Raw genomic sequence first — 11503 nt, 5'->3', positions numbered from 1 at the left:
CCTACTTCGGGGCGGCACCGCCAGTTGGCGCAGTCGCGGTGTCGACGGGTGCGGCCAGGGCGATGGTGAAGCCCTTGGTCACGTCACCACTCATCGTCGCCAGTTGATGCACTCCGCTGTCGTCGCCGAAGACGTTGTCGGTGGCGAGGCTCAGCTGGGCGAGATTGGTGACCGATGCCTCATACCCGCTGGTGGCGTAGACGAGGTCGCAGGCGTCCTTGGAGATGGCGATCTGCGAGGTCGCGATGGCATTGGCGGAGTCGGTGATCGACGCCTGATCCGGATAGACCTCGAAATGAATGTGCGGCCAGCGACCGCTGTAGCACGCCGGGAAAATCGAGGTGAAAGTGACCTTCCCGCTCTCATCGGCAATCTGGACCCCGCGCAGATAATTCTGCTCGGTGACCCCCTCCGAATACAGGGAGTAATTCCCGGAGCGGTCGCAGTGCCACACATAGACGGCGGCCCCAGCGAAGGCTTTGTCGCCATTCGCCATATCGGTGATCGTCAACTCGATCGTGGCTGGCACACCCTCCGCGGTGCCGCTGTAGTCGCCGAAGCTGCTCGTGATGTCCTGCCGGATGACGCCGTCTTGCGTCAGCACGTCCGGCCCGTTCGAGCCGTCACCCGGATAGGGGCCGGCCGTCTCGTCCGGGATCTCGGTCACGTCACCGGCGGCCGACGTCGCCACCGACGCGGATGTCGTGGCCGAGGCGGATGTGCTCGCGGACCTGCCTGAGGCGCTGGTCGACGCGCTCCCGCTGCCCGAATCTCCACAGGCGGCCAGCGCAGCCACCGACACGCCGAGACCGGCCATGCGCAAGAGCCGACGGCGGTTCATGGTCTCGAGGTCGAAGGCCAACCCCTGGTCGAAGACGTCCTCGTCCGGCCGGGGCAGCGCCCTGCCTTCGTACGTTCCGGGCCGGCCGTCGTCATGCGCGCTCAAGCTCATCCTTCAGACATCCTTCGATCGGGACGGTCGTGGTCCCGGCGAGCCTAGAGAAGTTCGGCCACCTGTGCATGTGCTGTGTCTCAATACCCCTCAACGAGCCCGCCAATGTCAACTCAAACTTGACAGTATCGAGTGTCAAGTCTACTTTGACAGTCATGACCATCTTGACGCAACCACATCTCCCGGCTGACCCGACAGACGCAAGCGCGTGGCTCGCCTACGGGCGGGCCTGGGCCACGGCATACGGCTCGCCGCCCGGCACACCACGGGCGGCCCGGACGCACTCAGCACCGGCGAAGCACCTCTCGCACAAACCGATTCCTGAGCTGACCCTCACGATGCACGCCTATCGGGAGGCAACTCCCGGCCCGAGGTGGCAGGCGCTCGCCCGGGCGACGTGGCCGGCCTACGCACGCTGGTTCCAGGCGCGGCCCGCCTCCGACCAACCGACGTATGCCGAGTGCCGCGACGCGTTGCGCCGCCACCTGCCCGCGCTCCTGCCGACGTGGGAGCACCTGACCGAACTGGCCGTGGCGGCGACCGGCACCACCCACGAGGACGCCGGCCGGCTGCTGAGCCTGTGGCGGCCGACGCCCTTCGTCACCGGGTGCAGCCAGGTGGCGCTGACCGACCCCGAGCCGGTGCTTCTGCGCAGTTACGACTACGACCCGGCGCTCTTCGAGGGGGTGGTCGCCTCGACGAACTACTCGGGCACCCGGCGCGTCATGGGGACCAGCGATTGCCTCTGGGGCCTGCTCGATGGGATCAACGAGGACGGTCTCGCCGTTTCACTGACCTTCGGCGGCCGTCCCGGATCGGGCGTCGGCTTCGGCATCCCCTTGGTCCTGCGCGCCTTGCTCGAGGAATGCGGCGACGTGGCCGAGGCAGTGGCGCGCGTGCGCACCCTGCCCGTCGCGCAGGCTTACAACCTGACCTTCGTGGACGCGGCGGGAACGGTGGCCACGGTTTTCGTGGCTCCCGGCGAGGAGGTCATCACCTCCCGGCAGCGTGTCGCAACGAATCACCGACTCGATGTCGTGGAATATCCCGCAGATGCGGCCCGGCTGCGCTCCCGAGAGCGTCACGACCTGCTGACCCGACTTGTCAACGAAGGCGCGACGCGGCGGGAAGTCGTTGGCGCATTCCTTCGCGAGCCGGTCCGAAGTTCGCTCTTCAGCGCGGGTTTTGGCAGTCTCTCTATGGCCGAATTCTTACCGAAGGAAGGTAGCGTCACGTACCGCTGGCCCGGCCAAACGTGGACGCGCCGGTTCGAAGATCCCGACGCGTCGATAACGGTGGAGGTACCCAGTGCCGAAGTCCCCAGCGGATGCCGTGGCCCGCGACCTGGCAACGGCTCAAGCCGCCATCGATCGGCTGGCCGCAACGGCAGAACCTGAGGCTTTCAACGCTCTGCTTGCCCTGAGCGCGGCAGCTGGCGAAGCTCTGGGCACGTCGGCCCGGCTGCTCGCAGAGTCCGCCTCCTGGGCGGCGGTCGGCGAGGCCTCGGGGACCACCCGCCAGGCCGCCTGGGCCCGCTGGCATACGTGATCCGCGGCAGCGTGCACGCAGCGCTCGGCTCCTCATGACTCCTGCGCGGCGCGCCCCGGTCGGGTCGCGTCGCGCAGGCCGTACTTGCGGCCCCCCGGAGAACGGCGCGGACGGGCGCTGGTCGCCTGTCAGGCTGCTCGTATCTATCAGGCCGCTTGCGCGTACCGGTCAGGCCGCCTGGGCGTATGCCGTGGCCTCCCCCGCCGAGACGAGCGCGGCATAGTGCCCGCCACGGGCGAGTAGCGCCTCGTGGGTGCCGAGTTCGACGACTCGGCCACCCGCCAGGACGGCGATCTGATCGGCATCACGGATCGTCGAGAGGCGGTGCGCGATGGTGATCGTGGTCCGGCCGGCGCTCAGGGTGTCGATGGCCTGCTGAGCGGCGCGCTCGGTCCGGTTGTCGAGAGCGGACGTGGCTTCGTCCAGGATCAACACCCGGGGATCGCGCAGGATCGTGCGGGCGATGGCCAAACGCTGCTTCTCACCGCCAGAGAAGCGGTGTCCACGGGAGCCGACGACGGTGTCGAGACCCTCGGGCAGTCGTCCGATCAGGTCGGCAACCTGGGCCGCCCCGAGAGCGGACCACAACTGCGCCTCGCTCGCGTCGGGTGCGGCCAGCAGGAGGTTGGCCCGAATGGTGTCGTGCACCAGGTAGGTCTCCTGCGTCACGACGCCGACGATCGCGGCCAGAGCGTCCTCGCCGATCGCCGTCAGCGCGATGCCGTCGATCGAGACCGATCCCGACGACGGGTCGCGCAGCCGCGCGACCAGGCCGGCCAAGGTCGACTTGCCCGAACCGGTGTCACCGACCAGCGCGAGGCTCGATCCGGCGGGGATGTCGAGCGTCACGTCGTCGACCGCGGGGGGCGCGCCCTCGGCATACGTGAAGGAGACATGGTCGAAGCGGATGTCGCCCCGCACCTCGCCGGCAGGCAGCGGGACGGGCGCGACCGGCGCGGGCACATCGGTCACCAGGTCGAGGTAGCCGAAGATCCGGCTGAAGAGGGCCATCGAGGAGATCCACGAGACGCCGACGTTGAGCAGGGCCATCAGCGGCCGGAAGATCCCCGCCTGCAGGCTGGTGAAGGCCACCAACGTGCCGATGGTCATCCCCCCGCTGGTCGCCGGGAAACCTGCCGCGAGGTAGATCAGCGCCGGGATGGCGGCGAAGACGATGGACATGGTGGCCATCCGCCAGCGGCCGGCAAGTGCCGAGCGAAGCTCGAGATCGACGAGTTCGGCGGACGTCCGCTCGAAGCGACGAGAAGCCAGCCGGCCGGCCCCCAGCGTCTTGGTCAGGAGCACGCCGCTGACCGACAATCCTTCGTCGACCTGGACGTGCATATCGGCTAGGCGGGCCTGCAGGGCGGCGGTGATCTCGCGACGCAGCAGCGCCACGCGGCGGGTCAGCCACATCGACGGCGGGAGAACGAGCAGGGAGAGCAGGGACAGCCGCCAGCTCAGCGCGGCCATGGCCACCGCCGTGCCCACCGCGGTCGTCAGATTAGCCGCGATCGACGTCGCGGTCGAGGTGACCACCGACTGCATGCCACCGATGTCCTGGATAATGCGCGACTGGACTTCGCCGCCCCGGGTGCGCGTGAAGAAGCTGAGCGATTGGCGCTGGAGGTGGGCGAAGACGTCGCTGCGCAGGCGGTGCATGACCTGCTGGCCGACCTTCGTCGACATCCAGGTTTGCACCACGCCCAGGAGCGAGGTCGCAATGGTGACCGCGAGCATGCCGCCGACGGCCAGCAGGAGCACGCGAATATTGTTGTGCGGCAGGGCATCGTCGAAGACGGCCTTGAGCAGGAAAGGTTGCGCCAGCCCGAGAGCCGACGAGACCACGATGATCGCCATGACGGTGGCGATGGCCAGGCGGTGCGGCGCGAAGAGCGCCAGCACGCGCGGGAGCTCGACGGGCGAAAGCGCCAACTGGGCTCGATCGCGCGGGTCGACCTTCTGGGGGCCCCGCGAGCCCCCACCGGAGTGCAGGGTGTCAGCCATGAGCTACTCCTTCCGTTGTCTGTATCGTTCGTGAGGTTCCCTCACTAGTTAGAGAGGTTACCTCACGATGTGGTTGCCTCGCAACTTCACGTATGCTGCACCCATGCCGCCCGACGCCGACCAACCCCTCGACGTACTGCTGGGACGGGCGCTGCGGAGCATGCGGCATACGTGGACGGCGCAGCCGGAAGAGTTGGACCTCGCGCCCCACCAAGGACGGGCGCTGATGATCGTCGCCGAGTCGGGGCCACTGCGACTATCCGAACTCGCCGAGCGGCTGCGGATCGCGCCGCGCTCGGCGACCGAAGTGGCCGATGCGTTGCAGGAGCGCGGCCTGGTCACGCGATCGGCCGACCCCAGCGATCGGCGCGCCGTGCTGCTTAGCGTGACCGAGGCCGGCCAGCACGCCGCCGGCGCCGTGGCCGAAAGCCGGCGCGCGGGCGCGGAGGCCTTCTTCGGACGGCTCAGCGCGGCCGACCGAGCGAGTCTGACGCGCATCCTGACGACCCTGCTTCAGGACTGAATCCACCCGCTCATGCGACGGCCTACCGGGCAGCACCTGGGGTGATCACCCCACGTTGTTGGCGGTAGGCAGTTCGCAAAGACTGCGGGTGGGCCCGCGGGCGCTGGGCGGGCTACTGACTCGGCGGAAGCTGACCCGGGGGCGGCGTGGTCGGGATCTGCGCGGGAGCGGTGTCCTGCGGGGAGTTGTAGCCGGCCGGCGGCGGGATGTTGTAGTTGCTCTGCCCGAAGTCGACCTTGACCGGGTCACGCTCGGCGCCTTCGACCTCGAAGTACTCCTCGCGCTTGATGTTGAACATGCCGGCGACGAAGTTGCTCGGGACGGTCTCGACCTTGGTGTTCAGCTCGCGGACATTGGCGTTGTAGTAACGCCGGGCGGAGGCGATACGGTCCTCGGTCGAGGTCAGTTCGTTCTGCAGGGCCATGAAGTTCTGGTTGGCCTTCAGGTCGGGGTAGGCCTCGGCCACCGCGATCAGGCGCCCGAGAGCGGCGCTGAGCATGCCCTCGCTCTGTGCCTGCTGCGCCGGTGTCTGTCCGCCGGCCATGGCGGCGCCGCGCGCCTTCATGACGTCCTCGAGGGTGCCGCGTTCGTGCGCTGCGTACCCCTTCACGGTCTCGACGAGATTGCCGATCAAGTCATGGCGGCGCTTGAGTTCGACGTCAATCTGGCGCCAGGCCTCCTGCACCAGATTGCGCAGCTTGATCAGGCCGTTGTAGACCCCGACGGCCCAGAGCGCGACGAGCACGATCAGACCGAGGATCACAAGGATCGCAATGAGCACGGGCACTCCTTCGTCAGCCGACCGTGGCCGGGCGGGGCGCCGGGATGGTCCGGTCGCCGACTGGAAGCTTAACCGGCCGGGGCGCGGCAGACCCGCGAATGCCGGTCCGGAGGCCGGACCACAGGGCTCAGTGCGCCGGCCGCCGCGCCTCGATCAGGTGCCGCGTCGAGTGCGCGACGAAGACACCGTCGCGCTCGATCACCGCGTGCATGCGCGCGAGCGCATCGTGGTAGCGCTCGACCGAGAAGTCCGGCACCCACCAGACGCAGCGTCGCAAGATCCAGACGACGGCGCCGACGTCGAAGAACTCCATTCGGCAGCGCGCGGTCTGCAGGTTGACGATCTCGAGTCCGTGATACTCCGCCTCGGCGGCCCCCAGGCGCGGGTCGCGGCTGCGGCGGATGTCGGGGACCGGCCCGAGGAAGAACTCGTCGAGCTCACTCGCCGACCGCGGCCCCACATGCTGGGCGAAGTAGGTGCCCCCGTCGATGAGCACCCGGCTGATGTCCGCCCCGTTCGGACGCACCGGATGTCGGCCGCAGACGAGTTCGAATGACCCTGACGCAAACGGGAACTGACCGCCGATCACCGGCAGCACCTCGACGCCGCGCCTCAAGTCGTGTGCGCGCGAGCAACCGGTTGACCGTCCACCCCTCGATGGCGCACATCCGTGGGGGAAGGACCGGCATCTCGGCGAGCACCTCGCCGGCGCCGGTGTCGACGTCGAGTGCGGATCCCACGTGCGCGAACCGGTCCGCGAGTTGGCGGCTGTCACCCCAGGGCGGGCGCTCCTCGGTCGCTCGCCCGTCGAGCCACCCGAAATCCTAACCCGACACATCAGCGGTATCGGCCTCCGCGACGAGACCGTCGAAGTCCCCCACACCCCCCCTTCCGTATGCCGTGCGAACCCGCCCGCCGAAGGTATACCCACTGCGTGCGACTCCACGCGCGCAGTGGGCGGCTATCTCAGGCCACGAAATCGATGCGGTGGTCGCGGCCCCGGAAAGCGACCGTGTCGCCGGCGCGGTGGCCGGCCAGCACGGCATACAGCGGGCTGTCGATCGACATGCCTTCGTAGGTGACACCGTCGCAATCGAGGGCCCCGGCGACCACTCCGACGCCATAGCGGTCGCCGTCGAGGCCGATGATCGCCCCCGGGGACACGCGCTCGCGGGGGCCGAAGTCGAGCGTCTCGAGCTCGGCGAGCGCGGTCTGTTGCCTCGCCACCGTCTCCTCGAAGAGCGCCGCGAGGCCACCGGCCTCGTCGGTCTGGGACTGCTCGTCGACCGAGAACGAGGAGTCCTGGTCGAGTTTGCCCGCGGCCTGCTCGGCCACGACGCTTTCCTGCGCCGCGGCCACCTCCTCGCGCGCCCGGGCGAGAAGCACCTCGCGGACCCGCGCCTTGGCTCCCGCATCCATCGTCATCTCAGGCCAGCCCGAGGTCAGTGAGCGAGAAGGCGTGGCGGTAGGCCAGGCCGGCGGCTGCGAACTTCTCCGCCGCCCCCGTCGCACGGTCGGCAATCGTCGCGACCGCGACGACCTCGGCACCGAGGTCGCGCGCCGCATCAGCCGCATCGAGCGGCGAGGCGCCCGTGGTCGAGGTGTCCTCGACGATCAGCACCCGGCGACCGGCGATCGACGGCCCCTCCACTCGCTGCTGCAGGCCATGCGCCTTGCCGGCCTTGCGGACGACGAAGGCATCCAGCCGCTCGCCCGCCGCGGCCGCGGCGTGGAGCATCGAGGTCGCAACCGGGTCGGCGCCCAGGGTCAGGCCCCCCACGGCGTCGAAGTCCAGGTCGGCCACGAGTTCGCGCATGACGCGCCCGACCAACGGCGCGGCCTCCCCGTCAAGGGTGATCCGGCGCAGGTCGACGTAATAGTCGGCCTCCCGACCCGAGGAGAGCGTCACACGACCGTGAACGATGGCTTTGTCCTTGATGAGCGCGAGGAGGCGCTCCCGGTCCGGCGAGAAGGCAGTCATACGGCAAGCGTATGGGGCGGGCGGATCAGTACTGGAAGATCTCAGCCGAGTGGGCAGCCACGGTGACCGACCCCGAGACGCGGGCGCCGTCCAGGGTGCGGGCGCCCTGAGTCAGCCGCAGGCCGGAGGACGACTTGCCGACGTTGACGACGACCTTGCCCTTGGTGAAGTTGCGGGCATACATCCCGGTCCCGATCTTGGCGTAGGACCCCGTCGGGGTGCCGATGTCGATCTGGTTGAAGGGGTGCGCGCCCCACGAGGCGCCGGCGTTCTTGTCGCGCAGGAAGCAGAAGTAGGAGTTGCCGTTCGAGCCCATCAAGAAGGTCGCCAGCGCGTATTTGTGCCAGGCGTTCTTCTGGGTCTCGGACGCATTCGTCCACAGCTTCGTCATCGACAGGACGCGGCTGCCCTTGTTCTGGACGTCGATCATCATGTCGACGTCCTGCTTCCAGTTGGTCTCGCTGTAGTAGGCGCCGACCGGGGAGTGGGCCTCGCGGACGAAGAGCTCCGGCTCCATGCCGTCATTGCCGGCGACCAGGCCCTTGGAGGACATCGTCGTCGAGAAGTACCGCCGGCCGTTGCCCAGGCCATTGCCCATGACGGTCTTGCCGCCGGTGGCCTTCTTGGCGGCGACAGTGATGTCGTCGGCCCAGCCGATCCACTGCGGGTGCGTCCACTGCTTGCCATTGGTGACCGGCATCGAGGACAGGTAGTTGCCCATCAGCGGGCCGGAGCCGAGGACGTCGAGGAAGCAGCCGTCGTACTTGCTGACAGTGATCAACTCGACGCAGCTCTTGCCGACCTCGGCCGCCCAGGCCGGGCTGGAGAGATTCATCAGGAAGGTCGTGGGCCACTTGCGGGCGTAGATCTTCTGACCGGACTTGTTCTTGGCGTAGAGGCTGTCGGCATAGCCCTTGCCGCCGAAGGTGGCATTGCGGTAGGCGAGGACCTTCAGGCTCGGATTGGCTGCCTTCATCGCCGCGATGTCCTTGGTGAACTTGCCGCGCATCGCGACGATGACGCTCATCCGGCGGGCGAGATCCTGGGCCTGGGCGGTGGTGAAGGACTTCTGGCCGGCCATCCACTCGGCCGACCAGAGCTTGAGGAACTTCCCCGTGGCGGCGGTAGAGGCGGCCTGAGGCGCCGGCTCGGGGGCGGCCGAGGCGCTCGGGAGGCCGGCGGCGAGCAGGCCGACACAGGTGGCTCCGGAGGCGACCAGCGCGAGGGCACGGCGCGGCGACGAAGAGGGAAAAGACATGGGGTGTGCTCCAGGTGAGATGGGGGACAGGTCCTGGTGCCGATCGATGTTACTTGCCTTTTCGGTGCCGGTCGATGATCCGCGGGTTGCGGGTGAGCGAGCGCGGTGCGACGCGCAGCAGGCCGACAACGGCCGGTAGCCGCGCCCTGGGATCGAGACGACCCGCCCGCGGCCCGCATCGGCGAGGGCCTCCCTGACCACCTTTTGAACCGGGAGCCAGACGAATTCGGGCATCCCTGTCATGGCCAGCCCGGCCCGCTGGTGGAACTCGGTGTGGACGAATCCGGGACACACCGGGGTCGCGGTCACACCCGTCCCGGCCAGCCGGCCGGCGACCAATTCTGTGAGCACCGTCACATAGGATTTCGCGGCCGAATAGCTGCTGCCCGCGATAAAGACGGCCACCGAGGAGACATTGATGATGCGCCCGTGCCCGCGCTCCCGCATGGCCTTGGCCGCGGCGTGGGTCAAGACGAGAACCGCCCGGCACAGCACATCCAAGAGCCTCCTCGTCGGCGGTCTCGGTGTCGAGGAAGCCGCGTCCCAGTCCGAAGCCGGCGTTGTTGACGAGCACCTCGACCGGCCTTTCGGCGTCGGCCACCCGGTCGGCGACGCGCGCCATGTCCGCGCGCACGCCCAGATCAGCAGGCAGCACCTCTACCCCGATCCCGTATGCCGTTCGCAACCGCCCCGCCGTCGCCTCCAGTCGCGTTGTGCGGGGGTGGCCCGCCGGCCCGGGCGCGGACTCGGTTACCGTGGCCGGATGCGGATCGCGACATGGAATGTCAACTCCATCCGGAGCCGCATCGAGCGCGTGATCCCCTGGCTGGAGCGCTCCGACGTCGATGTGCTCGCGATCCAGGAGACCAAGACCCGCGAGGATCAGTTCCCCTTCTTCCGCTTCGAGGAACTGGGCTACGAAGTCGCGCACCACGGCTACAACCAGTGGAATGGTGTCGCGATTGCGTCGCGCGTCGGGCTTACCGATGTGGTCGCCGGCTTCGCGGACGCGCCGCTGTGGGGTGAGGCGACGAGCGCCGAGGCGCGGCACCTGGGGGCGACCTGCGGTGGCATCAGGGTCAACAGCCTCTACGTCCCCAACGGCCGCAACATCCTTGACCCCCATATGGACTACAAGATCGACTGGCTCGGCCGGTTGCGCGACGCCGCCCAGGGCTGGCTCGCGGACGGGCCGAGCGTGCTGATGGGCGACTGGAATATCGCCCCCCGCGATGAGGATGTCTGGTCGATGGAGTTCTACATCGACAAGTCCCACGTCTCGCCCCGCGAGCGGGCCGCCTTCGCGGCGATCCTCGATGCCGGGTATCTCGACCTGGTGCGCCCGCTGCTGCCGGGGCCGAAGGTCTACACCTACTGGGATTACCAGCAGTTGCGCTTCCAGAAGGGCCGTGGCATGCGCATCGACTTCGTCCTCGGCTCGCCCGACGTGGCTGCGCGGGTGACCGGCGCGGTCATCGACCGCGAGGAGCGCAAGGGCAAGGGTGCGTCCGACCACGCTCCGGTCACCGTGGAGTTGGCCGATGCCTGAGCGGCTCAGCGGCGAGCGCTTCGAGATCCCCCGGCCGGGTGGCGCACGCATCGTCGGCGAGACGTATGACCCGGTGGGCCGGGTCGATCCGGCCCTCCCGGTGGTCGTGCTCGCGCACGGGTGGACACTCAACCGCACGCTGTGGAGCCGGGTGATCCGCGGTCTGCAGGAGCGATTGCCGATCCGGGTGGTTGCCTACGACCAGCGCGGTCATGGCGAGTCGGTGCCCGGCAGCGTCGCACCGTCGATCCGGCTGCTCGGTGAGGACCTCGCGGCGGTCATCGACGAATGCGGCGGCCGGGGCCGGCTGGTCTTGTGCGGGCACTCGATGGGCGGCATGACCGTCATGGCGTATGCGGGCCTGCACCCCGCCGACGTGATCGCCCGCGTCGCGGGTGTGCTTCTGCTCGGGACCGCAGCCGCCGACGTCTCGCGCCCCGGATGGGTGGGCAAGATCGAGATGGGCGTCATGCACGTCGCGGCCCGCGGTCCGCGGATCCCCGCAGGGGTCTTTGTGACCAAACGGCATCAGCGCCACCTGAACTTCGGCGACGACGCCGACCCCCGCGATGTCGCGCTCGTGCGCAAGGCGATCGCGGGCACCAAGATCAAGGACATGGGCTCCTATTTCACGGCCCTGGAGGGGATGGACGAGCGCGCGTCGCTCGCCGCGCTGGCCACGGTGCCGACCACGATCATGGTCGGGTCGAAGGACCGGCTGACCCCGCCGCCCTACGCCTATGCGCTGCACGAGGGCATCCCCGGGTCGGCGCTGATCGAGTTCCCCGGCAAGGGCCACATGCTCGGCTACGAAGCCACCGCCGAGGTCGTCGCCCAGCTCATCGCCTACGCGACTCCCTGACGTCCCTGACGTCGAAAGGCCGGTTCAGACCCGTCGAAAGGC

At 68.8% G+C, this 11503-nt stretch carries 11 protein-coding genes; 4 read left to right on the top strand and 7 right to left on the bottom strand.

Features of this window, described 5'->3' with window-relative positions:
• Window position 1: 1 nt before the first annotated feature.
• On the bottom strand, window positions 2–952 hold the full coding sequence (locus ABD209_RS13420; protein WP_344067265.1) for an intradiol ring-cleavage dioxygenase: 951 nt from the start codon (window positions 950–952) through the stop codon (window positions 2–4).
• Between the two features lie 155 nt (window positions 953–1107).
• On the opposite strand from ABD209_RS13420, the gene ABD209_RS13415 reads away from it, so the two are divergent.
• Window positions 1108–2349, top strand: a complete 1242-nt coding sequence (locus ABD209_RS13415) for a C45 family autoproteolytic acyltransferase/hydrolase (protein WP_344067263.1) — start codon at window positions 1108–1110, stop codon at window positions 2347–2349.
• A gap of 319 nt (window positions 2350–2668) precedes the next feature.
• Here the strand turns inward: ABD209_RS13415 and ABD209_RS13410 are convergent, their stop codons facing one another.
• Window positions 2669–4507, bottom strand: a complete 1839-nt coding sequence (locus ABD209_RS13410) for an ABC transporter ATP-binding protein (protein ID WP_344067260.1) — start codon at window positions 4505–4507, stop codon at window positions 2669–2671.
• Window positions 4508–4610: 103 nt separating this feature from the next.
• Between ABD209_RS13410 and ABD209_RS13405 the strand changes: the two genes are divergently transcribed.
• On the top strand, window positions 4611–5030 hold the full coding sequence (locus tag ABD209_RS13405) for a MarR family winged helix-turn-helix transcriptional regulator (RefSeq protein WP_344067258.1): 420 nt from the start codon (window positions 4611–4613) through the stop codon (window positions 5028–5030).
• 112 nt (window positions 5031–5142) lie between these two features.
• Here the strand turns inward: ABD209_RS13405 and ABD209_RS13400 are convergent, their stop codons facing one another.
• The 5 genes from ABD209_RS13400 to ABD209_RS13380 form a co-directional block, all read right to left on the bottom strand.
• The gene (locus ABD209_RS13400; protein WP_324387770.1) at window positions 5143–5811 is read right to left on the bottom strand and encodes a LemA family protein; all 669 of its coding nucleotides are present in this window, start codon (window positions 5809–5811) and stop codon (window positions 5143–5145) included.
• 127 nt (window positions 5812–5938) lie between these two features.
• Window positions 5939–6400, bottom strand: a complete 462-nt coding sequence (locus ABD209_RS13395; RefSeq protein ID WP_344067255.1) for a hypothetical protein — start codon at window positions 6398–6400, stop codon at window positions 5939–5941.
• A gap of 377 nt (window positions 6401–6777) precedes the next feature.
• Window positions 6778–7236 (bottom strand): hypothetical protein, encoded by a 459-nt coding sequence (locus tag ABD209_RS13390; RefSeq protein WP_344067252.1) that lies wholly within the window; start codon window positions 7234–7236, stop codon window positions 6778–6780.
• Between the two features lies 1 nt (window position 7237).
• A complete protein-coding gene (pyrE, locus tag ABD209_RS13385) occupies window positions 7238–7792 on the bottom strand; it encodes an orotate phosphoribosyltransferase (protein WP_324387773.1) in 555 nt (184 codons plus the stop codon).
• A 25-nt stretch (window positions 7793–7817) separates the two neighbouring features.
• Window positions 7818–9521, bottom strand: a complete 1704-nt coding sequence (locus ABD209_RS13380; protein ID WP_344067249.1) for an SDR family NAD(P)-dependent oxidoreductase — start codon at window positions 9519–9521, stop codon at window positions 7818–7820.
• A 292-nt stretch (window positions 9522–9813) separates the two neighbouring features.
• Between ABD209_RS13380 and ABD209_RS13375 the strand changes: the two genes are divergently transcribed.
• Complete coding sequence (locus tag ABD209_RS13375) at window positions 9814–10599, top strand: exodeoxyribonuclease III (protein ID WP_344067499.1); 786 nt, start codon at window positions 9814–9816, stop codon at window positions 10597–10599.
• On the top strand, window positions 10592–11461 hold the full coding sequence (locus tag ABD209_RS13370; RefSeq protein ID WP_324387776.1) for an alpha/beta fold hydrolase: 870 nt from the start codon (window positions 10592–10594) through the stop codon (window positions 11459–11461). Before ABD209_RS13375 ends, ABD209_RS13370 begins: the two co-directional genes overlap by 8 nt.
• The last annotated feature ends 42 nt before the right edge of the window (window positions 11462–11503 follow it).

Source organism: Nostocoides vanveenii, assembly GCF_039531165.1.
In the GTDB taxonomy this organism is placed as follows: Bacteria; Actinomycetota; Actinomycetes; order Actinomycetales; family Dermatophilaceae; genus Nostocoides_A; species Nostocoides_A vanveenii.
This window is presented reverse-complemented; position numbering and strand designations above follow the sequence as displayed.

What these genes read in the sequence shown, in the direction of transcription:
- ABD209_RS13405 (WP_344067258.1), top strand. Translation starts at nt 4,611, where the DNA reads ATGCCGCCCGACGCCGACCAACCCCTCGACGTACTGCTGGGACGGGCG.
- pyrE (WP_324387773.1), bottom strand. Translation starts at nt 7,792, where the DNA reads ATGACTGCCTTCTCGCCGGACCGGGAGCGCCTCCTCGCGCTCATCAAG.
- ABD209_RS13410 (WP_344067260.1), bottom strand. Translation starts at nt 4,507, where the DNA reads ATGGCTGACACCCTGCACTCCGGTGGGGGCTCGCGGGGCCCCCAGAAG.
- ABD209_RS13420 (WP_344067265.1), bottom strand. Translation starts at nt 952, where the DNA reads ATGAGCTTGAGCGCGCATGACGACGGCCGGCCCGGAACGTACGAAGGC.
- ABD209_RS13370 (WP_324387776.1), top strand. Translation starts at nt 10,592, where the DNA reads ATGCCTGAGCGGCTCAGCGGCGAGCGCTTCGAGATCCCCCGGCCGGGT.
- ABD209_RS13415 (WP_344067263.1), top strand. Translation starts at nt 1,108, where the DNA reads ATGACCATCTTGACGCAACCACATCTCCCGGCTGACCCGACAGACGCA.
- ABD209_RS13375 (WP_344067499.1), top strand. Translation starts at nt 9,814, where the DNA reads ATGCGGATCGCGACATGGAATGTCAACTCCATCCGGAGCCGCATCGAG.
- ABD209_RS13390 (WP_344067252.1), bottom strand. Translation starts at nt 7,236, where the DNA reads ATGACGATGGATGCGGGAGCCAAGGCGCGGGTCCGCGAGGTGCTTCTC.